Annotated in this window: 24 protein-coding genes; 8 read left to right on the top strand and 16 right to left on the bottom strand. The window is 61.9% G+C overall.

Annotated elements, in window-relative coordinates:
• Positions 1–93 precede the first annotated feature (93 nt).
• From JFN90_RS02050 to JFN90_RS02080, 7 genes are all read left to right on the top strand, one after another.
• On the top strand, positions 94–1,584 hold the full coding sequence (locus JFN90_RS02050) for an Rne/Rng family ribonuclease (protein ID WP_199393434.1): 1,491 nt from the start codon (positions 94–96) through the stop codon (positions 1,582–1,584).
• Positions 1,585–1,604: 20 nt separating this feature from the next.
• Entirely contained in the window at positions 1,605–2,783 is a 1,179-nt protein-coding gene (gene purT, locus JFN90_RS02055; protein WP_199393435.1) for a formate-dependent phosphoribosylglycinamide formyltransferase, read from the top strand.
• Positions 2,784–3,009: 226 nt separating this feature from the next.
• The gene (locus tag JFN90_RS02060) at positions 3,010–3,315 is read left to right on the top strand and encodes a Rieske (2Fe-2S) protein (protein WP_199393436.1); all 306 of its coding nucleotides are present in this window, start codon (positions 3,010–3,012) and stop codon (positions 3,313–3,315) included.
• 119 nt (positions 3,316–3,434) lie between these two features.
• The gene (rplU, locus tag JFN90_RS02065) at positions 3,435–3,743 is read left to right on the top strand and encodes a 50S ribosomal protein L21 (protein WP_015718499.1); all 309 of its coding nucleotides are present in this window, start codon (positions 3,435–3,437) and stop codon (positions 3,741–3,743) included.
• A gap of 73 nt (positions 3,744–3,816) precedes the next feature.
• Positions 3,817–4,074 (top strand): 50S ribosomal protein L27, encoded by a 258-nt coding sequence (gene rpmA, locus JFN90_RS02070; RefSeq protein ID WP_136524072.1) that lies wholly within the window; start codon positions 3,817–3,819, stop codon positions 4,072–4,074.
• 78 nt (positions 4,075–4,152) lie between these two features.
• Positions 4,153–5,169 carry a GTPase ObgE gene (obgE, locus tag JFN90_RS02075; RefSeq protein WP_199393437.1) on the top strand — a complete coding sequence of 339 codons (1,017 nt, stop codon included), beginning with the start codon at positions 4,153–4,155 and terminating at the stop codon, positions 5,167–5,169.
• A gap of 220 nt (positions 5,170–5,389) precedes the next feature.
• The gene (locus JFN90_RS02080; RefSeq protein WP_199393438.1) at positions 5,390–6,325 is read left to right on the top strand and encodes an HD-GYP domain-containing protein; all 936 of its coding nucleotides are present in this window, start codon (positions 5,390–5,392) and stop codon (positions 6,323–6,325) included.
• Between the two features lie 188 nt (positions 6,326–6,513).
• On the opposite strand, the gene JFN90_RS02085 is transcribed toward JFN90_RS02080, so the two are convergent.
• The 16 genes from JFN90_RS02085 to JFN90_RS02160 form a co-directional block, all read right to left on the bottom strand.
• Positions 6,514–7,908 (bottom strand): NADH-quinone oxidoreductase subunit N, encoded by a 1,395-nt coding sequence (locus JFN90_RS02085; protein ID WP_199393439.1) that lies wholly within the window; start codon positions 7,906–7,908, stop codon positions 6,514–6,516.
• An 82-nt stretch (positions 7,909–7,990) separates the two neighbouring features.
• Complete coding sequence (locus tag JFN90_RS02090; RefSeq protein ID WP_199393440.1) at positions 7,991–9,469, bottom strand: complex I subunit 4 family protein; 1,479 nt, start codon at positions 9,467–9,469, stop codon at positions 7,991–7,993.
• Between the two features lie 35 nt (positions 9,470–9,504).
• A complete protein-coding gene (gene nuoL / locus JFN90_RS02095; protein ID WP_199393441.1) occupies positions 9,505–11,382 on the bottom strand; it encodes an NADH-quinone oxidoreductase subunit L in 1,878 nt (625 codons plus the stop codon).
• 14 nt (positions 11,383–11,396) lie between these two features.
• Complete coding sequence (gene nuoK / locus JFN90_RS02100; RefSeq protein WP_199393442.1) at positions 11,397–11,705, bottom strand: NADH-quinone oxidoreductase subunit NuoK; 309 nt, start codon at positions 11,703–11,705, stop codon at positions 11,397–11,399.
• Entirely contained in the window at positions 11,702–12,187 is a 486-nt protein-coding gene (locus JFN90_RS02105) for an NADH-quinone oxidoreductase subunit J family protein (RefSeq protein ID WP_199393443.1), read from the bottom strand. Before JFN90_RS02105 ends, nuoK begins: the two co-directional genes overlap by 4 nt.
• Before the next feature lie 130 nt (positions 12,188–12,317).
• Positions 12,318–12,848 carry an NADH-quinone oxidoreductase subunit NuoI gene (gene nuoI / locus JFN90_RS02110; protein WP_199393444.1) on the bottom strand — a complete coding sequence of 177 codons (531 nt, stop codon included), beginning with the start codon at positions 12,846–12,848 and terminating at the stop codon, positions 12,318–12,320.
• A 136-nt stretch (positions 12,849–12,984) separates the two neighbouring features.
• Positions 12,985–13,434 (bottom strand): ankyrin repeat domain-containing protein, encoded by a 450-nt coding sequence (locus JFN90_RS02115; protein ID WP_199393445.1) that lies wholly within the window; start codon positions 13,432–13,434, stop codon positions 12,985–12,987.
• 45 nt (positions 13,435–13,479) lie between these two features.
• Entirely contained in the window at positions 13,480–14,469 is a 990-nt protein-coding gene (gene nuoH / locus JFN90_RS02120) for an NADH-quinone oxidoreductase subunit NuoH (RefSeq protein ID WP_199393446.1), read from the bottom strand.
• 66 nt (positions 14,470–14,535) lie between these two features.
• Entirely contained in the window at positions 14,536–16,473 is a 1,938-nt protein-coding gene (locus JFN90_RS02125; protein ID WP_199393447.1) for a 2Fe-2S iron-sulfur cluster-binding protein, read from the bottom strand.
• Between the two features lie 6 nt (positions 16,474–16,479).
• The gene (locus JFN90_RS02130; protein ID WP_199393448.1) at positions 16,480–17,742 is read right to left on the bottom strand and encodes a complex I 51 kDa subunit family protein; all 1,263 of its coding nucleotides are present in this window, start codon (positions 17,740–17,742) and stop codon (positions 16,480–16,482) included.
• Positions 17,743–17,876: 134 nt separating this feature from the next.
• A complete protein-coding gene (nuoE, locus tag JFN90_RS02135; protein WP_199393449.1) occupies positions 17,877–18,350 on the bottom strand; it encodes an NADH-quinone oxidoreductase subunit NuoE in 474 nt (157 codons plus the stop codon).
• A 21-nt stretch (positions 18,351–18,371) separates the two neighbouring features.
• Positions 18,372–20,756, bottom strand: coding sequence for an NADH-quinone oxidoreductase subunit B/C/D (locus tag JFN90_RS02140; RefSeq protein ID WP_199393450.1), 2,385 nt, complete (start codon positions 20,754–20,756; stop codon positions 18,372–18,374).
• A complete protein-coding gene (locus JFN90_RS02145; RefSeq protein WP_199393451.1) occupies positions 20,753–21,154 on the bottom strand; it encodes an NADH-quinone oxidoreductase subunit A in 402 nt (133 codons plus the stop codon). The genes JFN90_RS02140 and JFN90_RS02145 overlap by 4 nt, the downstream gene beginning before the upstream one ends.
• 101 nt (positions 21,155–21,255) lie before the next feature.
• A complete protein-coding gene (locus JFN90_RS02150) occupies positions 21,256–22,638 on the bottom strand; it encodes a GspE/PulE/PilB domain-containing protein (protein WP_199393547.1) in 1,383 nt (460 codons plus the stop codon).
• Between the two features lie 162 nt (positions 22,639–22,800).
• Complete coding sequence (locus JFN90_RS02155) at positions 22,801–23,193, bottom strand: GreA/GreB family elongation factor (RefSeq protein ID WP_236018800.1); 393 nt, start codon at positions 23,191–23,193, stop codon at positions 22,801–22,803.
• Positions 23,194–23,391: 198 nt separating this feature from the next.
• On the bottom strand, positions 23,392–23,931 hold the full coding sequence (locus tag JFN90_RS02160; RefSeq protein WP_199393453.1) for an acyloxyacyl hydrolase: 540 nt from the start codon (positions 23,929–23,931) through the stop codon (positions 23,392–23,394).
• Positions 23,932–24,143: 212 nt separating this feature from the next.
• On the opposite strand from JFN90_RS02160, the gene JFN90_RS02165 reads away from it, so the two are divergent.
• Positions 24,144–24,515: a hypothetical protein gene (locus tag JFN90_RS02165; RefSeq protein WP_199393454.1), complete on the top strand. Its 372-nt coding sequence runs from the start codon at positions 24,144–24,146 to the stop codon at positions 24,513–24,515.
• Positions 24,516–24,584: the final 69 nt, after the last annotated feature.

The raw sequence follows: 24,584 nt of genomic DNA on the forward strand, positions 1-24,584 counted from the left end.
GGAGGTGGTGGCAGTTGTCGTCAACATAGAACGTAGAACATAGAACGTAGAACTTGTTTTGCTTTTGAATTTTATATACAGGAAGGGGTTAGCATGGGAAACGAGTTGGTCATCAACACCACCTCCCACGAAACCCGCATCGCGCTCATCGAGAACGGCACCATAGCGGAGCTGTACGTCGAGAGGAGCAGGGTGAAGGGGATCATCGGCAACATCTACAAGGGTAGGGTGGTCAGGGTGCTGCCTGGCATGCAGGCGGCGTTCGTGGACATCGGGCTGGAAAAGGCGGCGTTCCTCTACGTGGCGGACGTCTTTGACGCCATGGACGAGTACGACAGTTACATCGAGCCGGAGGAGGGTGAGGAGCCGGTGCCGCACCCGCTCCACCCGATCGAGGAGCTCTTGCAGGAAGGGCAGGAACTCCTGGTGCAGATCTCCAAGGAACCCATCGGCACCAAGGGAGCCCGCATCACGGCCCACATTTCGCTCCCGGGGCGGCACCTGGTCTACATGCCGACCGTGGATCACGTCGGCATCTCGCGCCGCATCGAGGACGAGGTCGAGCGGGAGCGCCTGAAGGAGATCGTCGACCGTATCAAGCCCGTCGGCGGCGGCTTCATCGTCAGGACGGTGTCGGAAGGGAAGAGCGAAGAGGACTTGGTCGCCGACCTGCACTACCTCACCAAGCTCTGGGACGAGATCGCCAAGAAGAAGGACAAGGCGGGCGCGCCCACCCTGATCCATTCCGACCTGGACGTGACCCAGAAGGTGGTGCGCGACATCCTCACCGAGTCGGTCGAGCGCATCGTGGTGGACTCCAAGCCCGAGCACGACAAGATTGTCCAATTCATCAGCACTTTCATGCCCAAGATGAAGTACTCCATCGAGCTCTACGACGAGGAGGAGCCCATCTTCGACCACTTCGGCCTCGAGGTGGAGATCAGCCGCGCGCTGGGACGCAAGGTGTGGCTGAAATCGGGCGGTTACATCATCATCGAGCAGACCGAGGCGCTGACCGCCATCGACGTCAACACCGGTCGCTACGTCGGCAAGCACAACCTCGAAGACACCATCCTGAAGACCAACCTGGAAGCGGTCAAGGAGATTGCCTACCAGCTGCGCCTGAGGAACCTGGGCGGCATCATCATCATCGACTTCATCGACATGGAGAAGGAGGTGAACCGCGAGAAGGTCTACGGCGCGCTGGAAGAGGCGCTGAAGAGCGACAAGTCCAAGACCAACATCCTGAAGATCTCCGAGCTCGGCCTGGTGGAGATGACCAGGAAGCGGGTGCGCGAGAGCCTCGGGCGCATGATGTGCGAGCCCTGCCCGTACTGCGAAGGGCGCGGCTATGTGAAGTCCAAGATCACCGTCTGCCACGAGATCTTCCGCGAACTGCGCCGCGAGATGCTCGACATCCGGGGCACCAAGGTGATGCTCACCGTGCACCCGCAGGTTGCCGACCTCCTCTACGACGAGGAGCGCCGCGGCCTCGAGGAGCTGGAAAAGAACTTTAAGAAGCGGATCACCGTGCGCGCCAAGCCCGGCTTCCACCAGGAACAGTTCGAAGTAGCCGTAAGTTAAATAAAGGACCAGGAGAAAAGATGATTGGCACGCCGCTGAAGAATGGTGCGACGAGGATGATGTTGTTGGGCGCGGGTGAGCTCGGTAAGGAAGTGGCCATCGAAGCCCAGAGGTTCGGGATCGAGGTGATCGCGGTGGACCGCTACGCCGATGCGCCCGCGATGCAGGTCGCGCACAGAAGCCACGTGATCGATATGCTGAACCGCGAGCAGTTGGATCGGGTGGTGCGTCTGGAACAGCCCACCTTCATCGTGCCGGAGATCGAGGCGATCAATACCGAGTATCTTCTGGAGCTGGAAAAGGAAGGCTTCAACGTCATCCCGACGGCGCGCGCCGCCAACCTGACCATGAACCGCGAAGGTATCCGCCGACTGGCCGCCGAGGAGCTCGGCCTCCCCACCGCTGCCTACCGTTTCGCCACCAGCATGGAGGAGTTCGGCGAGGCGGTCGCCGCCATCGGCCTTCCCTGCGTGGTCAAGCCGATCATGAGTTCGTCCGGGAAAGGCCAGAGCGTCCTGCGCGACGCGGCAGACATGGAGCGCTGCTTCAAGTACGCCATCGAGGGGGCGCGCGGCGCCTCCAACAAGATCATCGTGGAGCAGTTCATCCCGTTCGACTACGAGATCACCCTTCTCACCGTGCGCCACGTGGGCGGCACCGGCTTCTGTCCTCCCATCGGGCACCGCCAGATCGACGGCGACTACCACGAATCCTGGCAGCCGACCCCGATGGCTCCGGCGGTGCTGGCCGAGGCGCAGCGCCAGGCCGAGGCCGTGACCGGCGCATTGGGCGGGCGCGGTATCTTCGGCTGCGAGTTCTTCGTCACCGGGGACAAAGTCTGGTTCTCGGAAGTTTCGCCGAGGCCGCACGACACCGGCATGGTCACCATGATTTCCCAGAACCTGTCCGAGTTCGAGCTGCACGTGCGCGCCATCCTCGGGCTTCCCGTGCCGGAGGTGGAGAGCCAGGGGTGCGCAGCGTCGCACGTGATCCTGGCCGAGGACGCCGCTGGCGAGGTCGCTTTCGAAGGGGTCGCCGAGGCGCTGGCCGTTGCCGGCAGCAAGCTGCGCCTGTTCGGCAAGCCCGACACCAGGAAGGGGCGCCGCATGGGTGTGGCGCTCGCCTTCGGCGCCGATTGCGACGAGGCCCGCGCCAAGGCGGAAGAGTCAGCGCACTGCGTGAAGATTGTGAAGCGGTAAAGAAGCGGCGCGTCTTCCTGTCTGGGGGGCGACGTTGTAGGGGCGAATAATTATTCGCCCGACCGCAGGTGCACCGGCTAAATCGCCGCGCGGCACCCCGGTGACGGCCGTCTTCAAAGGTGGTTCGCCTATGGGGGGCGAATGATTATTCGCCCCTACAGGGAGACCATGACCGGAACAATAATTTTTGGTGGCACCAATTCTAAAAACGATCCGGAGGTGTTCCATGGTATTTGCCGCGAAAGTTTCCGAAGTTCCTGAATTCGGCAAGAAGCTGGTCGAGATCGGTGGGGTGCAGATCCTCCTGGTGAAGACCAAGGGGATCGTCTATGCCTGTGAGCACGAATGTCCGCACCAGGGGGCTCCGTTGCAGGGAGCGCTCGTCAAGGAGGCCGGCAAGTTGTCCTGTCAGCGCCACGGCTACCGTTTCGACCTAGTGACCGGGATCTGCGCCGAGCACAAGGAATGCGTCCCCCTGAAGATCTATCCGGTGGAGATCCGCGGTGACGAGGTCTTCGTCGATCTCGATTAACCTCTTCGCCCTTACGGACAGAAAAAACGGAAGTGCCCGAAAAAAACCTTGACTCAAAAAACTTTTCAAGATAAGTTTGACCGCTCAATTGTAAATCTAGTGTAAAGGTGGTGAAGTACATGTACGCAGTAGTCAAAACCGGAGGGAAGCAATATAAAGTTTCCGAAGGCGACTTTCTCAAAGTCGAAAAGCTGGAGGGTGCGGTAGGTGATACCGTTGAAATCTCCGACGTCCTGATGGTTGGCGGCGATAAGGTTGTTATCGGAACACCTTTAGTGCCCAGCGCCTCTGTAGTCGGCAAGATCGTCGAGCAGGGCAAAGACAAGAAGATTCTGGTCTTCAAGTCCAAGCGCCGGAAAAACTCGAGGAAACTTAACGGGCACCGTCAACTCAGGACCATTCTGTTGATTGAGAAGATTAACGCCTAGGTAATATTCAAACGGCGGTGCGGCAGCCGCGATTCGTTGCGATCAGGGCCGCTACCGGCAGAAGGAGCAGAAAATGGCACACAAGAAAGGCGTCGGTAGTTCCAGGAACGGTCGCGACTCCGACGGCCAAAGACTTGGTTGCAAGAAGTTTGGCGGCGAAGCCGTCAAAGCTGGCAACATCATCTACCGTCAGCACGGTACCAAGATCCACCCGGGCAACAACGTGGGCCTCGGTAAGGATTACACGCTGTTCGCTCTCATCGAGGGCGTGGTGAAGTTCGAGCGTCTGGGCAAAGACCGCAAGAAGGTCTCTGTCTACCCGGCCAACTAGCCAGCGCAGCAAGACGAAAGTGTGAAAGCCCGGAGCCGCAAGGTCCGGGCTTTTGCCGTTTGCACAGGATAAGACTTAATGAGTTTCATAGATGAAGTAAAAATTTACCTGAAGTCCGGCGACGGCGGTGCAGGATGCGTCTCTTTTCGCCGCGAGAAGTTCATCCCGCTGGGCGGGCCCGACGGCGGGGACGGTGGCAAGGGGGGCGACGTGGTATTCAAGGTGTCGTCGCACCTCTCCACGCTGCTCGACCTGCGCCAGCATCCGCACCAGAAAGCCGGCCGCGGCAGGAACGGTATGGGCAGCGACCGCCACGGCGCCAACGGCGAGACCAAGGAGATCCTGGTACCGCGGGGGACCGTGATCAAGGACGCCGAGACCGGCGAGATCCTCGCGGACCTGACCGAGCCGGACTCTTGCATCGTGCTCCTCAAGGGTGGCCGCGGCGGCCAGGGTAACGCCCGCTTCAAGACGGCGACCCATAAGGCGCCCAAGTTCGCCCAACCCGGTGAGCCGGGTGAGGAGCGCTGGATCCGCCTGGAGCTGAAACTCATGGCCGACGTGGGCCTATTGGGTATGCCGAGCGTGGGCAAGTCCTCGCTGATCACCAAGATCTCGGCTGCGCGCCCGAAAATAGCGGAATACCACTTCACCACGCTGAAGCCGAACCTCGGTGTGGTCAAATACAAAAACTACCGTAGCTTCGTGATGGCCGACATCCCCGGCCTCATCGAAGGGGCGAGCGAGGGGGCGGGGCTTGGTCACCGTTTCCTCAAGCATCTGGAGCGCACCGGGCAGCTTTTGCACCTGCTCGATCTCTCCTGGATGCCGGACCGCGACCCCATCGCCGAGTACGAGGCGATCAACCGCGAGCTGGCTCTCTTCAACCCGGAATTGGCCGAGAAGCGACAGACCGTGGTGATCAACAAGATCGACTTGCCGCACGTCAAGGAGAACCTGAAACAAGTGCTTCCGTACTTCGAGGAGCGCGGCATCAAGGTCTTCCCCATTTCCGCGGCAACCGGTGAGGGGATACCGGAGCTCTTGGATGACATCGCCCTGAACCTGTGGGGCGAACCGGACGAGACTTGGTAAGAACTGAATAGATAGGTGTGACAAGGGGGAGGGCCGAGAGGCTGCTCCCCCTTTTTTGTGCCTTACTTTGCGGGGGGGAGGGAGGAATTCCGGAGGCGGCAATCGAAGAAAGACATGGTAGACTAACGTTTGTATTTTTTAATAAGTGGCACGGGCAGATGGTCGGAATGTTCCAGTAGTACTGCTGCGGCGCGGTTCCCACTTCTTCAGGAGGTCGGGCATGTACCGAATGATCCAGCTGGAATCCCTGATACCCGAAACACTGCCGGGTGTCGCCCTCTTCATCAAGCACGGTGAAAACCACGTGCTTTACAAGGATCCGAAACTCTCATTCACGCAAAGCGACAAGGAGCGGCTGCTCGACAACAACGTGAAGCACCTCTTCGTCAAGGCTGCGGAAATGTCGGCCTACAACCAGTACGTGGAGGCGAATCTGCCGCTGCTGCTGAGCGATGACAGTATTGAGCCGGAACTGAAGCAGACCATGCTGTACCAGGCATCCGTCAACTACGTGCAAGAAATTTTCGATAGCCCAGCCATTGCCATCAGGCAGAACGTCGACCGCTGCCGCAACCTCATCAAACACATCCTAAACGACGTCATGAGCTCTAACGGGGTGATGCCTGCCCTGAGCAGCCTGGTGGACCACAACGCCTACACCTACGTGCATTCGGTCCAGGTCGCCACCTACTCAATTTCCCTGCACATCAAGGAATTCGATCTCGGCAAGGACGAGCTCATGGACGTGGGCATGGGATCGCTGTTCCACGACTACGGCAAGGTCTACGTCCCCAAGGAGCTACTGGACAAGCCGGGCAAGCTCTCGGCGACGGAATTCCAGGAAGTGAAAAAACACCCAGTCTACGGTTACAGCACCTTGAAGGACCTGGAGATATTCACGCCGGTCGCCCTCGGCATCGTCAAGCACCACCATGAGAAGGAGAACGGCAGCGGCTATCCCGACGGCCTCTCCAGCTACGACATCGCCAGGAGTTCCAAGATCACCGCCATTGCCGACGTTTTCAGCGCCCTGACCACCAACAGGTCCTATCGCCAAGCCCTTGCCAAGGAGAAGGCGCTGGAGATCATGTACGGCGAGATGGAAGGCTCCTTCGATCTCCAATACCTGCAGACCTTCCGAGAAAGCATGCAGTAGTCACTACAACGAAGACAACGACAGGGAAATGAAAAAGGCACCGGCCCAACGATTGGGCACGGTGCCTTTTTATCCGGGGTTTACAGGATGGCTGCTACCGTCCCCCCTCCCCTTGCGGGCGGGGGCTAGAGGGTGGGGAAGGCGCCATCATCTCCAAAGCCTGTAGCATTGGCGACGAGAGGTTGGGTTCACTGCAGCGCCGCCTCGATGGCGCCGAGGAGCGGCCCAGGGTAGACCCCGATCACGAGGATCATGAGGGATGCGCAGCAGAGGGCGATGCCCTCGGCAAGTGAGACAGGCTTGGGGGCGGGCGACTCGCCGCGGTGCATGTAGAGTTGCGCTACCACCCTGAGGTAGAAGTAGGCGGATGCGGCAGCGCTCAGAATGCCGATGATAGCGAGGGCGATAGCGCCAGCTTTTATGGCGGAGTAGAAGATGAAGAACTTGCCGATGAAACCTGCGGCCGGCGGGATGCCCGCGAGGGAGATCATGGCGAGAGCGAGCACGCCGCCGCGCAGGGGAGCGGTGAAGCCGAGCCCGGCATAATCGGTTATCAGCTCTCTCTCCTGCTCGACCGAAAGGGAAGAGATGGCGCCGAAGGCCGCGAGGTTCATGGCGGTGTAGACCGCGCCGTAAAGAAGGACGGCGGCGTAGCCGTCACGGCTGCCGCTCAAGAGGGCGAGCGTCAGGTATCCCATGTGAGCCACCGAGGAGTAGGCGAGCATCCGCTTGATGTTCTGCTGCCGCAGCGCGGCCAGGTTGCCCAGCACCATTGAGAGCACCGACAAGGCGGCGAGCGGAACGCGAAGCTCCGGCATGGGGGGGGACAAGGCCAGTAGCATCAGTAGGAGCGCCGCCGCCGCGACCTTGGAGCTGGTGGAGAGAAAGGCGGAAACAGGCGCTGGGGCTCCCTGGTAGACATCCGGCGTCCAGAGGTGGCCCGGGACCAAGGAGAGTTTGAAAGCCATCCCCACCAGGATAACGCCCCACCCAGCCGAGATGATGACGCGGTTCTCGGGGCGGGCCAGGGCGCCGGAGAGTTGGAGGGTTCCGCTGCCGGTGAAGAGCAGGGCGAAGCCGAAGGCGGTGAATGCGGCCGCGACCGCACCGAGCAGCAGGTATTTCAGTCCCGCCTCACCCGACTCGGCCCGGCTCAAGTCCATGCTGACTAGGATGTAGAAGGCGAAGGAGACCGACTCCAGTGCGAGGAACAGGATCAGCATGTTGGTCGCGCAGGGGAGCACGCATGTGGCGAACAAGGCGAAGAGCACGGTGGCCGGGAACTCTTCCCCCTTGATGCCGCGGCGTTCGTTGTAGCTGTGGGACAGGAGCAGGGTGATCGCCGCAGCGAAGCAAAAGAGCGGGATGAGGAACCTGGCCAGCGGAGTGAACGCGAGGCCTGCGACTGCCTGAGTGGATGTCGGTGTCGAGAAGGCTGCCCACACGCCTGCCGCCACAGAGGCCGTCACGCCGATCGCCGTGAGGCTAGCCGACAGCAGCAAGGGTCCGCACAGCAGCACGAACAGCGCCCCCACCGCTGTGATGATAATCGGCATAATGGAATATAAATCAGCAAGCGTCATATAAAGCTCCAAGGGGAAAAGCCCAGCCTCAGCCATCCCCGTTATCCCACATTTCCTACAACTCCCAGACTTCCCAGAGAGTCTACTGCTTCAGCAATACCTCCAGCGGCGTCCTAAACAGTTCCAGCACCGGTCCCGGGTGCACGCCCAAGGCCACCACCACAAGCGCCATTACGCCCAGTACACCCGCCTCTCTCAGCGACAGGTCCTTAAGCTCCAGCGGCGCCTTCTCCTTGCCAAACACCACCTCCTGCACCAGCCGCACCGTATAGACCAAGGTGAGTATGGTCCCCAGGAAAGCGAGGGCGGCGGCCAATGGCGCAACCCGGAAGGTCCCCACCAGGATGATCAACTCGCTAACGAAGTTGTTGAGCCCCGGCACCCCGGCGGACGCCATATTGAAGACCAGGAAGAAGAAGGAAAAGACTGGGATCTTCCCCCAGGTGCCGCCGTAGCCGGAAAGATCACGATTGGCAGCCCGCTCCTCCAGCATGCCGACGGCGATGAAAAGCGCGCCGGTGGTAACGGCATGGTTCACCATCTGTAGCAGCGCCCCCGAAACCGCCACGGGACTCCAGGCGGCGATGCCGAGCGCGACGAACCCCATGTGGCTGACGCTCGAATAAGCCAGCATCCGCTTCATGTCCCGCTGCGCAAAGGCGATCCAAGCGAAGTAGCCGATACCGAGCACGGCCACCACGTAGATCAGTGGCGTGAGGGCGCGCGCAGCCTCGGGAAAGAGCGGGAACGCGATGCGGATTAGTCCGTAGGCGGCGGTTTTGGACAGGAGGCTGCCGAGCATCAGGGTGCCGGCCACGGGTGCGTCGCAATAGGCATCCGGCTGCCAGGTGTGCAGCGGGAACAGCGGGAACTTGATGGCGAAAGAGAGCAGGAACGCGGCGAACATCCACAGGCCGAGGTCATACGGGATAGTAGTGTGGACCAATGCGGGGAGCCCGAAGGTGTAGCTTCCACTCTGCGCCCCATGCATCAGGTAGAGCGCGATGATCGCCACCAGCATGAGCAGCGATCCCACGAAGGTGTACAGGAAGAACTTGATGGTGGAGTACACCGGCCGGCCGTTCCCCCAGACGCCGATCAGAAGCAGCATGGGGATCAGCATCGCCTCCCAGAACAGGTAGAAGAGGAACAGGTCGAGGCTCAGGAACAGACCCTGGACGGCAGCCTGAAGGGCGAGCAAAAGGGAGAAGAACAGCCCGGCGCGCTCCTTCACCTGCCAGGCGGAGAGCACGGCGATCAAGGTGATGAACGCCGTCAGCAAGGTCATGACCAGGCTGATTCCGTCCATGCCCAGGGTAAAACGGATCCCGAACCGCTCGATCCACGCCGAATCCTGGTAGAGGAAGAATCCGGCAGGCGCGCCCGTGGCTTTCTCCCCGGTCAGCGCGAGAGGCCAGAGGCACAACGCGAGCTCCGCTACGCTGAAAGCGAGCGCCACCCCACGCGCCGCCGCGTCGCTGCGCCGGAGGGCGAGCACCAGCAGCGACCCGCAGAGCGGGAGGAAGATAAGCAGGGTGAGTATCGGGATGAGAGAAGTCATCGGTAGTTCCCGTTGGCGCGCAGGCGCCGGTTACGTTACAGCGCGAGCCAGGCGAGGTAGCCCAGTATCAAGGCTGCCCCGGCGGCGAAACTGATGAGATAGACAGCGACCTTCCCTGTGCTCCAGCGCCCAAACAAGCGTCCTGCGCCGCCAACTCCGGAACCAAGCCCGTCCACTGAGGCATCGATCACCGCTTCATCGACGCGCTGCCACAGGAACCGGGCAAGCGCATGATAGGGGCGGATCAGCACGAGGTCATACAGCCTGTCGAAGTACCATCCTTGGGCAAGGAAGGAGATCAGTGAAGACGGCTGTGCCTGTGCCTCCCGCATCCGTTCGGCCCGTCCCTTGCCGTAGCGGAGATACGCTGTCAGAAGGCCGACCAGCGCCAGGGCGCCGGCCACGGTCTGCAGACCGATCTCCTGCTCGTGCGAAGCCGACGGGAGGTCGTCGGCGGGGAGTGACGCGAAGAAGCCGCTCAGATAACCGCCCCCGAGGTAGGCTGGGAGGTCGAGCAGACCGCCGAAGAGCCCGAGGATGGCGAGCGGGATCAGCACCACCTGCATCACGGTGAGCCCCGAGCTGCGGTGCACGTGCCCGTTCTCCCCGGCGAAGACCAGGAACACCAGCCTGAAACTGTAGTAGGCGGTGATCAACGCGGTTATCAGCCCGAGCAGGTACAGGGTTTGGTACAGCACTCCGCCCTTGAGCCAAACCGCGAGCAGAATGCTGTCCTTGCTGAAGAAGCCGCCGGTGAGAGGGATGCCGGCCAGGCAGGCGGCGCCGACCAGGAAGCTCCAGAATGTCAGCGGCAGCGAACGCCTCAGCCCGCCCATCTTGTAAATGTCCTGCTCGTGGTGCATGGCGGCGATGACGCAACCCGCGCCGAGGAAGAGCAGCGCCTTGAAGAACGCGTGCACCAGCAGGTGGAAGGTTGCAGCGGTCACCGCCCCGGCGCCGACGCCGAGCATCATGTAGCCGATCTGGCTGATGGTCGAGTAGGCCAGCACCCGTTTCAGATCGCGTTGCGCTAGGGCGCAGGTGGCACCGTAGAAGGCCGTGACTCCACCGGTGATAGCGATAGCGGCGAGAGCGATTTCGGAGCCGCCGATCAGCGGCAACAGGCGCGCCAAGAGGTAAACACCGGCGGTCACCATGGTGGCGGCGTGGATCATTGCGGAAACCGGGGTCGGGCCAGCCATCGCATCGGGGAGCCAGACCATGAGCGGCACCTGCGCCGACTTGCCCATGGCGGCGATCAGGAACAGGATGCCGAGCATGGTGATGACGGAAACGGGCATCAGGAAGCCCATGCCGTTCACCTTGGTGATGGAGAGGGTACCGAAAAGCTGGAACAGCCAGGCCAGTGCGATCATGAGTGCCACGTCGCCGATCCTGGTGGCGATGAACGCCTTTCTGCCGGCGTCGGCGTTGGCGGGATCCGAGTACCAAAAGCCGATCAGCAGGTAGGAGCAGAAGCCGACCCCTTCCCAGCCGAGGTACAAAAGCGGCAGAGTCTCGCCGAGGACGAGGGTCAGCATGGCGAACACGAACAGGTTCAAGAGGGCGAAGTAGCGCGCGTAGTCCTCGTCTTCGCGCATGTAGAAGACGGAGTAGATGTGGATCAGCCCGCAGACGAAGCCGATCATGACCGTCATGGCAAGCGAGAGGGGGTCGAGGTAGAGCGAGATCGGGATGGCGAGGTCGAAGGTCGCGAACCAGTCGGCAAGGGTGACGACCTGCGGTCCGGTGTAGGCGGCGGCCGCCAGCGCGGCGCAGACGAAGCTCCCCCACACCGTGGCGCAGGCGAGCACCTCCACCAGCGTGCGCGGCAGCATACGGCCGGCGACAGCGAAGGTGAGTCCGCCCAAAAGCGGGAAAAGGAGCATCAATGTCAGGTAGGTAGGAAGCATCGTGATCCTTGTCGTCAGCCTTTCATTGAATTGAAGTCATCGGTGTTGACGGTCTGCTTGCGCCGGTGCAGGTAAACGACCATGGCGAGAGCCAGCGAGACCTCCGCAGACGTGAGCGCCATAAGCATCAGCGAGAACAGCTGGCCATCGGCAATGCCCCAGTGGGCGGAACCACCGACGAAGGTGAGCATCACCGCGTTCAGCATGATCTCGATGCCGATCAGCATCATGATCACGTTGGCGCGCCAGGCGATTACGCAGCCAAGGCCCATGGCAAACATCAGCGACGCCACGATCAGCACATGGGAAAGCGGTACGCTCATCTGCGCCTCCCGAGATAGAGTGCGCCCACCAGCGCGAAGAGAAGCTGCATGGAAACGACTTCCACCGCAACGCCGTACTGCTTGAACAGGGCGAACGCGAACTGGCGCACCGGGATTTCGGTGAACCCCGGCGGCACCGCCTGCACGCGTGAGGCGAGCAAGACAACCAGTGCCCCGACCACCGCGCCCGCCAGGAGCAGGGCAGGCAGCCAGTTCTTGAAGTTCGGCTTGGCGAGCTTCTCCGGCGACTCCAGTTCCAGCATCATGATGACGAACAAAAAGAGCACCATGATGGCGCCGGCGTAGATGATGACCTCGAAGGCAGCGATGAGCGGCGCCCCCAGGAGGTAGAACATCAGGGCCAGGGCGAAGAACGAGGTCACCAGGTACACGATGGAGCGCACCGCCTGCCGGGCCGTAATGGCGAGCAGTATCCCGATCAGGAGTACCGCCGCCAGTATGTAGAAAAGGGTCGCTTCCATTTCACTCCAGACTGGTTCCGATCTAGCGTCCCCGCCCCCGGAGGGGGAGGGTCAGGGAGGGGGAAAGTCCTTGTGCCGGCAGTTGCCCCCCCCTCCCAACCTCCCCCCTCAGGGGGGAGAGGATTGTTTCTTACGGCAACAGGCTCCTCGGGTCCGCCGGGGCCTGTTCGCCGGGGCTGCTGCCGCGCGGCTGCACCACGCCGGTCCCGGCATGGCGGTAGAAATTGTAATTGGGATCCTTGCCGGTGCCGTCGATGAGCAAATCCTCCTTCTCGTAGATCATGTCCATGACCTGGCGCTTGCAGTGGAACATTTCCGGCGACATCTGGATGGCGAGCGTCGGGCAAGCCTCGGCGCACATGCCGCACAGGATGCAGCGCGAGAAGTTGATGCGGAACCAAGCGGCGTAGCGCCGACCGTTCTCCCCTTCCGCCGCGGCCATCGAGATGCAGTCGACGGGGCAGGCCCCGGAGCACAGATAGCAGGCGACGCAGCGCTCGGCGCCGTCGGGGTCGCGGGTCAGCACGATGCTGCCGCGGAAGCGCTCGGGCATGACCCGGCGCTCCTCGGGAAATTGCACCGTGACCGGTTTCCGGAAGATGTGCCGGAAGGTGATGGAAAGCCCGGTCAGGATTTCTTTTATGTCGTTCAGTATGGGCATCTGTTCCTGCTCGAAGTGTCGTTGGTGCCGTAGTAGATGCCGGCAAAATGGTTTTGGGCCGCCCGCTGCGTCAACAGCTCGAAGGGTACGGCCGGGGCCCGGCAAGCAGCACTGGGCTGCCTGCCGGAAGGAGGTGTTAGTTGGGCCGTAGTGACTTCATCAAGACGTCGAGGGTCTGTCTGTGCTGGTTGTTCTCTGCGTAGGCCAGGGCGGTGGTTCCGGAGTACGACATTGCCAGCGGGTCGGCCCCGCTGTCGACCAGCATCTGCGTGGTCTGGGTGCAGCCGTAGTTGGCTGCCAGCATGAGAGGCGTGTGGCCGTCACGGTCGCGGGCATCGACCTCGGCTCCCTTTTGCAACAGCAGGCGTACCACATCCGCGTTGCCGTGCGCCGCCGCGAAGTGCAGCGCGGTTTTTCCTTTGTCGCTTCTAGCCAGGAGGTTGGCGCCCCTCTCCATCAGGTCGACCACCTCTGCCAGGTTGCCGGCCTTCGCTGCGTCCATGAGAGCGGTGTGGCCGTTTTTGTCCACCGCATCCACCTGTGCCCTGAACCCTGCCCCCAACTCGACTTCCACGGTTGTTGTCATCGCAGTTCCTCCTTTGTGAGAATACATTGCCCAGTACAACGCCTCTTATCGTAAAGCCAGCCACCACCCGGTGACTAGAATGTTGAGAAGAGCTAGCGGTGTCAGGAACTTCCAGCCCAGGTGCATGAGCTGGTCGTAGCGAAGGCGTGGGAGGGTTCCCCTGACCCAGATGAACAGGAACGAGAATAATCCGACCTTGATGAAGAACCACACGATCGGCGGCAGTAGCGGCCCGCGCCATCCGCCCAGAAAGAAGAGCGAGGCGAGCGAGCTCAGCGAGATGATGTTGATGTACTCCCCGACGAAGAAGAGCCCGAAGCGCATCCCGGAGTATTCGGTATGGAAGCCGGCCACCAGTTCCCCCTCAGCCTCGGGCAGGTCGAACGGGATCCTGCGGCATTCCGCCAGGATGCTGACCAGGAAGATCAGGAAGGCGACTGGCTGGTACACGATGAACGGCATGTCGGCCTGCGCGTTGACAATGTCGGCCAAGCTCAGCGACTTGGACAGCATCACCACGGGAACCAGCGACAGCCCCATGGAAAGTTCGTAGGAGATCAGCTGGGACAGGCCGCGGATGCTCCCCAGAAGTGCGTACTTGGAATTTGAGGCCCATCCGCCCAGTGCGACGCCGTAGACCGCGACCGAGGAAAGTGCCATGAAGAAGAGCACCCCCACGTTCAGGTCGGCGATCTGCAGGTTCACCTGGCGTCCGAAGAGCTGCAGCGGCGCCCCCACCGGGATGATGGCGAAGGTCAAGATGGCCGGGATGGCGGCCATGGCCGGCGCCATGGAGAACAGCAGCCGGTCGGCGGCCTTCGGGATCATGTCCTCCTTGGTGATCATCTTGATCACGTCGGCCAGGGGCTGCAACAGGCCGAACGGGCCGACCCGGTTGGGGCCGATCCGGTCCTGGAGAAAGCCCAGGATGCGCCGCTCGGCCAGCACCAGGTATGCCGCGCCGGTCAGGATGATCGCGTAAAGCAGCACGATCTTGCCAATCATCAGCGCTATGTCGGTGGCGGTCCAGATCATAATCGTTCCTCCCGCCAGCGGCGGGACTTTCAGGTTAATAGGTGTCCGTCCTGTAGGGGCGAATAATCATTCGCCCAAACCCATCTCAAAAATACGGGCCCCTTCGCCCTCAGGGTCGAGGCTCTTCAGTGCGTGCCATTTTCCGGTCAACGGCTCGACTGCCTCGCCCCCTAGCCGCTCGATCAACTGCGCCATCACCCGCCACGCGTCGCGCTCGGCACCACCGGGAACCTCCTTGCGGTGCACGTGGGGCGGATGCAGGGCGACTGCCTCGGTGGCGCTGCCGTAGTACTTCGGGTCGAGTCCCTTCAAGGGGAGCCCGGCGACCCGGGTGCGTTGGAAGCGCTGGGCACGTCCCTCGTAGTTGATGGTGGTGCCGTCCGATTCCACCCAGGTGGTGGTGGGAAGGAAGATGGGGCTTGTCGCCTCCACCGGTCCCCGGCGCCAGTCGGCGCTTGCCAGGACCTCCAGTTCGGAGAGCAACACTTCCGGCACATCCGCCTCGAAGCACACCACCCCTCGCACCTGCCGGCTCGACACAAGTTCCGCCAGTGGGACTGCGGCGTGTTCCTGCGCGAGGAGCGCGGCGGCGAAACCGTTGGCGCCCGGCTGCAACATGACCAGCTTGGCACCGCTGGAGGCCATTTCCGCCAACAGGTCGGGATCCTTGCTGCCGGCACCGCAGATGATCACCCCTTTGCCGCCCCCCTCAAAGGGAACTTGGTCCAAGGTTTCCACGGCTGTGTACTTGAAAGGGAGCGTGCTTTGCACAGGTAAGGCATCCCCGGCCACCAGGAAGACCTGCGCTCCGGCAAGATACGCCTTGCGCACCGCCAGGGCCAGCATGGGGCCTTCCTCCATCAGGTCGACGGCGTGCAAAGAGACCCACTGCGCCTGCTCAATGTCTTTCACGTAGGCCGCACTCTCCTCGTGGAGAAGCTTGGCTGCCGCCACGCTCCCCTGCTGTTGAGCAGGATCGTCATAGTAGCAAAGCCTGGCTCCGCCCGCGGCCTCGGCCAACTGCACCAGCAGGATCATCCCTTCCAAAGAGAGCCTCGTGGAACCGACCAAAGCGAGGTTGTCGGCGCCGTTATTTCGTACGAACTCCGCAATCGATTTGGCCGCCGCGTCGACGGCGACGTCGTAGCCGCAGGTGGCGCCGTCCAGGCGTGGCTCCCGCGGCCGCTGCGGGTCGTTCAGGTAGGACTTGTCGAAGCGGGCCCGGTCGCAGATGAACCAGCCGTTCACCTGGTCGTTGCGGCGCCCGACGATCTTGATGGTCTCGCGCTGGAAGTTCTGTGGCGAGGTGTTGCATCCGACCGAGCAGTGCTGGCAGATCGAGGGGGCGAACTGGTAGTCCCAGTAGCGGGCCCGGAAACGTCCGGTCTTGTCGGTGAAGACGCCGGTCGGGCAGATGTCGACGAGGTTGCCGGAGAACGGTGACTCCAGAGGGCCCTCCTGGAACCGGCCGAAGTAGACTCGCCCCGCGCTCCCCATCACGCCGAAGTCGGTGCCGCCGGCGTAGTCCTGGTAGAAACGGACGCAGCGGTAGCACTCGATGCAGCGGTTCATCTCGTGGTGGATCCCCTCGCCCAGGTACTGGTTCTGGAAGGTGCGCTTCTTACCCTGATAGCGGCGGCGGCTGTGCCCCCCTGCGATGGTGAAGTCCTGCAGCAGGCACTCGCCCCCCTCGTCGCAGATGGGGCAGTCGTGCGGGTGGTTCAGCATGAGCCACTCGATGACCAGGGCGCGCATCTTGAGTGCTTCCGGATCGGTGGTGGAGACCACCATCCCGTCCTGGGCCGGCAGCGCGCAGGACATCTGGATACCCTTCACCGGGCCGTCCAGAAGTTTCACCGCGCAGAGCCTGCAGGCGGCGGCGATGGCCAGGGCCGGGTGGTAGCAAAAGTGCGGGATGGTGATCCCGACGCTACGCGCCGCCTCCAGCACGCTGGTCCCCGGCGCGACCTCCACCGGTATGTTATCGATGATAAGTTTCGGCATAGATTCCTATTTCAACGGGCACTTCTTCTTCTCGATATGCTCCCGCACCTCGTCCTCGAAATCCCGCAGCAGGCCGTCCAAGGGGGCCATGGCGCCAGGGGCGAGGGCGCAGAAGGTGTAGTTCAGGTACTTCACGTGCTCGCGCAGGATGGTGATGTCGTCTTCCTCGCCGCGCCCGTTCTCGATCCGGGTCAGGATCTCCTTCACGTAGGGCAAGCCTTCGCGGCACGGGGTGCACCAGCCGCAGCTTTCCCGGGCGAAGAAGTTGATCAGGTTCAGCGTTGCCTCCACCAGGCAATGCCCCTCGTCGAAGACGATGATGCCGCCGGAGCCGAGTCGGGAACCCGCCTTGGCCACCGAGTCGTAGTCCATGGGGAGATTCCAGTGCTCAGGCTTCAGGAACTGGGTCGATGCCCCGCCCGGGATGCAGGCCTTGAACTTCTTGCCCTCGCGCATGCCGCCGCAGGCCCCGCCGATGATGTCCCCGAGCGTGGTGCCGATGGGGAGTTCAACGCAGGCCCTGTTCTTGACCGAGCCGCTCACGCAGAAGAGTTTGCTGCCGGCCCCTTCCGGGTTGAGCGCCAGCCCCTTGAACCAGGCGGCGCCGTTGGCGACGATGGCCGGGACGTTGGCGAGGGTCTCCACGTTGTTCACCACGGTCGGCCCCTGCCAGAGCCCCTTGATCGCCGGGAAGGGGGGCTTGGAGCGCGGGTTAGGGCGTTTCCCCTCCAGCGCGTTGATCAGCGCGGTCTCCTCGCCGCAGATGTAGCGGCCGGCGGAGAGGTGCAGGTCCAGTTCGATGGAGTGCTCGCTCCCCAGGATGTGCTCGCCGAGCAGGCCCGCCTTCTTGGCCTCCTCGATGCCGCGCGCCAAGTTGGCCGCCGCCTTCTCGTACCCCTTCCTGATGAAGATGAAGGCGTGGCGTACCCCCAGCGCGTAGCAGGCAAGCGTCATTCCCTCGATAAGGCTGTACGGGTTGTGCTCCAGCAGCACCCGGTCCTTGTAGGTGCCCGGCTCCATCTCGTCGCAGTTGCAGATAAGCCAGCGCGGGCCAGGGAGGTCGCGGGGGACGAAGGACCACTTCCTGCCGGTGGCGAAGCCGGCGCCGCCGCGTCCCCTGAGCCCCGAATCGAGCACCGCCTGCTGCACATCGTTCGGGCTCATCCCGGAGAAGGCCTTCTCCAGCGCCTCGAAGCCCCCCTCCTCGCGGTACTCGTCAAAAGTCACCACGCGGTTCGGGCGGTTATGTCGGAAAAGAGGGAGTTCCATGATTCCTTGTTTTGATCCGTTCTATACTCCGTGCCAGCGCCCTCATCCGCCCCTTCGGGGCACCTTCTCCCGGAGGGAGAAGGGACGGGGCCCCCTCGCCCTCCGGGCGAGGGTCGGGGTGAGGGCTCAACTTTCTACGCCTTCTTCCGCTCCATTTCCAGTATCTCGTCCACCAGTTCCGGCGTCAGCCTGCCGTAGGGAGTCCCGCCGACGGACATGGCAGGGCTGTCGCCGCACATCCCCATGCAGCAGCAGGGAACCAGGGTGAACATGCCGTCCGCCGTGGTACCGCCCAGCCCAACGCCGAGCTTGTCCTTCAGGTACTGGATCAGCTTGTCGCAGTCGGCGCACCAGCAGGAGATGGAGTCACAGACGTGGATCACCTTCTTCCCCACCGGGCGGCGATAGATCATCTCGTAGAAGGTTGCGAGCTCCTCCACCTGCAACGGCGAAAGGCCCAGGAGCGCCGCAGCCTCCTCCACCGCTTCGTCGGTCAACCAGCCGTAGTGCGCCTGCAGCTCCTTCATCACGTCCACGGCCGCCTCACGCGCGGTGATGGCGGAGGCGACGCGCGCCTGGAGCGATGTTTTCAGTGTCTCGGGTATCATCCCCGGTGCTCTCCTTGCTAATTACCGGTCCAGGTCCGCCAGCACGAAATCGAGCGAGCCCAGTATGGCCAGGAAGTCCGACACCAGCCAGCCCCGGCTCAACTGCGGCAGCGACTGGATGTGCGGGAAGGTCGCGGTCCTGATCCGCATCCGGTAGGCAGTGTGCAAGCCATCGGAAACGGCGAAGTAGCCGTATTCCCCTTTAGGTGCCTCGATCGGCGCGTAGCACTCTCCTTTCGGGGGGGACATGCCGCGCGTGGTGTTCACGAAGTGATGGATCAACGATTCTATGTCTTCCAGTGCGTCGCGCTTCTGGGGCAGCACGTAGCGGTAATCGGACGAGATCCAGCGCCCGCCCGGCATCCCCTCGGCCGCCTGCTTCACGATGGAGAGCGACTGCCGCATCTCCTCCATGCGCACCAGGTAACGCGCGTAGCAGTCGCCACCCTCGGCAGTGGCCACCTCGAAATTGAAGCGATCGTAACTGCAGTAGGGCATGGTCTTGCGCAGGTCCCACGCGAAGCCGCACGCTCTCAGCATCGGCCCGGTCAGCCCCCACTCGAGCGCCTCGTCCTTAGTTATCGCGGAGACGCCTTTGAGGCGCGCGGTGAAGATGGGGTTTCCGGTCAGCAGTTTCTCGTATTCCGCGAGACGCGGCGGGAACCAGTTCAAAAACGCCTGCACCTTGGCCATCCACCCCTCGGGAAGGTCGTCCGCCACACCGCCGATCCTGAACCAGGCGGGATGCATGCGGCCGCCGGTGACCAGTTCGACGATGTCGAAGATCTTCTCCCGGTCGGTGAAGGTGTAAAAAACCGGGGTCATGGCGCCGATATCGGCGGCGAAGGTCCCGAGCCAAACCAGGTGGTTGGCGATCCGGAACAGTTCGCAGAGCATGACCCTGATGTACTGAGCCCGCTCCGGCACCTCGATGCCGCACAGCTTCTCCACTGAGTTGACGTAAGCGAGGTTGTTCTGCACCCCGGACAGGTAGTCGACCCGGTCGGTATAGGGGATGTACTGGTGCCAGTTCTGGCGCTCCCCGACCTTTTCGGCGGCACGGTGGTGGTAGCCGATCTCGGTGTCCATGTCGACGATCTCTTCGCCGGAGAGTTTGAGGATGAAGCGGACCACGCCGTGGGTGCCGGGGTGCTGGGGTCCGAGGTTCAGGATCAGCGTCTCGTCGTCGACGCGGTCGAAGAAGTCGCTGGCGGGCAACGTCTTCCTGCCGCGCGCCTCCTCTGCGGTATAGGGGGCCATCTCGGTGGCGCGCGAAGGATGTTCCTTCCGCAGTGGATGCCCCTGCCAGTCCGCCGGCATCAGGATCCTGCTCAGGTTTGGGTGCCCGGCGAAGCGGATGCCGAACATGTCGTAGGCCTCCCGCTCGTACCAGTTGGCGACGGGGAAGACGGAGGTGACGCTGGGAGTCTCGGGGTACTCCCCGTCCAGCTCGGTCTTGATCCGGATCCTGCCGGGGGTGTCGAAGCAGGTGAGATGGTAGTTCACGGTGAAGTCGCGGAAGCGGTCCCGGTCGCGGCGGCAGGACTCGTCCACGCAGGCGATGTCCTCCAGGCGGCGGAAGGGCGAGGACTTACGCTCCTTCAGGTGCTTCAGGAGTTCGGGCACCAGCCGGGCGGGGGCGCGGTAGGTTAGCATATCGGCGGCCGCTTCGTCCCTTTTCACATCGCTGCCGAATGCCGCCCGCAGCTCCTCTTCCAGGCCGAACTCGGGGTAGGGGAGCCGCGGCTGTTTCGGGCGCCAGATCTCGTCCGAACGCGGCGCGGCGAAGTAGGGGTGCTGCATCGAACTGCCGCGAATCGGGATTCCTTCCAGGCCGGGGCCGCGGGTGTCGCGCGACTTGGTGACGCCGTCAACGAGAATGGGGGCGACCGTCCCCTGCGTTCCCCCCTGCATGCGCAGCACCGGGCGGGTGGGGCGTTCCTCTGTTCTGATCTTTTGCTGCAGCAGCATGAGCCCTTCCAGGAAGGACTCCGGGCGTGGCGGGCAACCAGGGATGTACAGGTCGACCGGAAGGATCTGGTTCACCCCCTGCACCACGGAATAGACGTCGTACATGCCGCCGGAGTTGGCGCAGCTCCCCATGGAGATGACCCACTTGGGTTCGGCCATCTGGTCGTATAGCCTCAGGATGCTCGGGGCCATCTTCTTGAAGACGGTACCCGCGATCACCATGAGGTCAGCTTCGCGGGGGGTGCCGCGCAAAACTTCGGCGCCGAAACGCGAGACGTCGTAGCGCGAGGTGAAGGATGCCATCATCTCGACAAAGCAGCAGGAAAGTCCGAAGAACATCGGCCAGAGTGAGTTCGCCCTCCCCCAGTTGATCAGGTCGTCCAAGGAGGTGAGGAGGACGTTTTGCGATATGTTTTCGTCGTCCCTCTCGGTCAATGTTTACCTCGCATGCGGATTGCGGAAGGACCCCACTCGAGCCCACCCTTCATCCAGAGCCAGATCAGCCCCGACATCAGGATGATGACGAACACGGTGATGTGCACCAGCCCCTGGATCCCGAGCAGGTCCCATGCGGTGGCCCAGGTCAGGATGAAAGAGCCCTCGACGTCGAAGACGATGAAGAAAATGGCGATGAGATAAAAGGGGACTTGTGATGCGTGACGGGCGGCGCCGGTCGGGACCACCCCTGATTCGTACGGGATGTGCTTATCAGGTGTATCGCGGCCCGAGCCGAGGAAATAGGCCGCCGCCAGCAGGACGCCGATCAGCCCCACCGCGATGGCGGTGTAAATGGCTAAAGGGATGAACTCGACTTGCTGTGCGGTGACGGGCATACCGGCCTTCCAATGAGAATAACTGGGATTTAGTACCCGTATAATCTAGCGTAGCGCTACCGAAAGTCAATTAGCCCGCTGGGGGTGATGTGATCATTAAATCAGGTCATCATAATCTTGCTCTTTAGTATCAGGATCTCGAAAGCCATGGCCGCTTTAGTAATCAATTTTTGTACCTCGGGGAGTTTTTCATCCAGAGGCGCGCTTCCTCCTCCTACGTAGAGGACGGCGACCACGCGTCCCATCATCAGCAGCGGCACCAGCAGGTTATTGAAGGGAGTGCCGCCTCCCAAGGCTTCCATGATGGACTGGTTGCCGGGCGTGGGTGGCATCGGTCCCAGGAAGAAGCTCTTACTCTGGTTCACCACGTTCAGCACCGACGGCTCGATCAGGGAAAGCTCCAGCCCCTCAAACTCGGGAACCGGCCTGTTGTCGACCCGTGCCATCCAGCCGGTGGCTGTGCCGCCGCGCAGCAGGAAGAAGGCGACCCGCTTGAACTGGGGGCCCAGATGCCCGGTGATCAACTCGGCAATCCAATCGCGGTCGTCGGCTTCCGCCAGCCCGACCAGAACGCTCTCCAGCGAGTAGTCCTGCTCCGGCTCCTCGAACTCTTCCTGGTACAGTTCGGCCAATGCCGTGGGCTCCGGCGCGATCGTCGCCGGTTTGGTCGGGGCGGCCGCTGGGGGCTCAGGTGCCGGAGTCGCCAGCGGTGCCGCTGCCTCAGGGGCCGGAGCTGCGGGCGCTGCGGGTGCTGTCGCGGCTGCGGGCGCAGCGGGGGGCGCAGCGGGGGGCACTGATGCAGGCGCTGCAGGGGCCACCGGGGCTGCGGGAGCTTCTTGCAGCACGTCCAGGCTCAATTCCTCGAGCATGGGGAGGTCGAGGACCTCGTCTTCGACGTTCGTTGGCCATTCTTCAAGCGTTGCCTTGGGAGCCTCCGGCACAGGGACGGCAGTCATCACCCGTGCCGCGGGCGCAGCGGGTTGCGGGGCGGCAGAATGGGAAGCATGATGCCTGGTCCTGCCCCTGCTGCCGCCCTCGACGCTGATGTAGCGCACTTCGCGCTTGATCGCGTAGTACTTCTCCATGGCCGTGACGATGCGCAACTCCGCCGCGACGACCGGGACGATGATGTAGCCCGTGGCGAAGGCGATCTCGTCGATGGCGTGCAGGTCGGTGGGGTCGACCATGGCCAGGGTGACTTTCCGGTTGTTGAGCGCGATGGGAATGACTTTGTACTTCTTGACGTAGTCGAAGGGGATCAGCTTTATGATGTGAGGGGGGATATCGAGGAGCTCCCCCGGTGCGGCGTAGGCGACGCCAATTTTCTGGCTCAGGAACTCCGCCAGGTCCAGCTCGTCCAGGTACCCCATTTCCACCAGGTTGGTACCGAAACGTCCACCGAATATGGCTTGTCCTTTGAGAGTTTCATCCAACTGGGCCGGAGTGATCTTCCCGGCCTGGACCAGCATTTCGCCTAAACGCATTTTCTTCAAGCTATCCTCCGCCAATGCATCAAATTACAGGTGAAACTCATTGAACCAGCGCCAGAGTGGCAACGACCCGGCACCAGTTGTAGATCTTGTTAATCAGGCGCTAATTTAGAGCTGGCGCAGGACAATGTCAATAGCAAAGCCGGGTTGCGACACTCAGCAAAGCTCAACAATTTCGTAGCAGCTGCCTCCCAGTTCCACGTCGTCTCCCACTGACTTTCCGATGAGCTGACTTCCCAGCGGAGAAGCGGCGGTAATCACCATAATCTCCTCGCCGTCGAGCTGCAGTTTCAGCCCCCCTTCCCGCGGCCCGATGAAAAAGGTCTTGGTCGTTCCCGACTCGTCTCGGAGCGTCACCAAGGCGGTCAGCCGGATGTTGTCGTTCTCACCGAAGGGCTGCAGCGTAAGGTGCTGGTAAGTCTGCAGGGCATGTTTCAGCTCCTGGGCCCGGTTCGCCTGCCCTTGGGCCACATATGAGGCTTCGAGGCTGAGCGTGTCGTACTTGTTGTCGGGGATATTTTCTTCGTGGATGGCGGCTTCGTGAGCCATTTTCGCTGCATTGGACAAAACCGAGAGGTCCTGCGTCAGTCTTTCGATGATAAGCCGGTGCAAACGGCCCTTTCTGGTAGTAACGATGGGGAACCTTCCTGAGTTGAAATATCCTGCCGGGGCCGTATCAGGGCGTGCCCCGGTCTTGGGTGGGGACGATACTATAACGCGGCACGGGATCTGTCAAAAGGAAGATGGTCACCTTCGGGGATACCAGTTGATACCAAAGAGATGCATATTGAGCCCGGGGTTGATCTCGCCGTTTAACCCGGCGTTGGACATGTGCTGGAAGCGATATGAAAGAGCGATGGCCGGGGTGAAGTGATAGATGACGCCGGCGTGGGAGATGAACTGCTGTACGCCGTTGTAGTCTCTCCCGCCGAACCTGTCGCGGCTCAAAATGGCGACGCTGACGCCGAGGTCGAGTTCGAGGGATTTGGGATTCCCGATATCGAAGGCCGGGCCTATGGCGCCGACGAACCCGCGGTCGTCCCCGCTGGAAAGCGTGCCGGCCGTGAGGGCAACTTCGGTTGATACCCCCCAGCCGCCACTGCTACGCAGGCTCCAGGTGAGCTGGTAGCTGGCGAAGGCTTCGAGGATTTCCGCACCGTGATCCTTGCCATCGGCCGAGAATCCTCCTCGCACCCCGAAAGGGCCCCAGCTGTTGGCCGACGCGGAACCTGCTGTCCCTAAAGACAGAACGAATGCGATCAACACTAGGCGGCGGATTGTTCTCATGGCGGGCTCCGAGTTAGCTATTGTTAACGACATAACATTTAAGCTGGTTTTTTTTTAAATTCAAGCGACTGTCACCAGAGCTCGGGGGGCATGACGCTTCCCACCATCCTCGCTTCATTGTGTTGCTTGCGTAAAAATAACGCTGGATGTACTATTTAATAGGCGCTAACAGGCAGAAAGAGGCAGGCAGTAACAAGCCCAAGGAGGTGGCCATGAAAGGATACCAACTGGTAAAGGAGATCAGAGAGGCGAAGGGCGCTCACCCCGACCGGGTATTCATCAAGTGGTGGCGCAATGAGGAGGACTTCATTGACTTTGACCTGCTTGACAGGTTCCTGCAGAATTTGAAAGAGAGTGAGAAGATCGACGGCTTCGAGTTGATCAACGAGGATGAGATGTGGCGTACTCTGGAAGCCCGCTGTCAGGGCAGGGTGTCCAGAGAAAGAAGAGACGGTGATTGGGTATTGCACTGGACACCGCCGCCGAACAAAAAGGTGGAGGAAGTCCAGACTGAGTATCCATACACCCCTGAATCAATGGTGAAGATCCTCGATTCAGAAACCAACTACAACTATGTCGATTGACCGTCCGACCGGATGGTCGCCGGTGGCCAGGGTAACAAAGAGAGGGGCGAAGCGGATTCGCCCCTTTTC

This window comes from Geomonas propionica (genome assembly GCF_016458235.1).
GTDB lineage: Bacteria > Desulfobacterota > Desulfuromonadia > Geobacterales > Geobacteraceae > Geomonas > Geomonas propionica.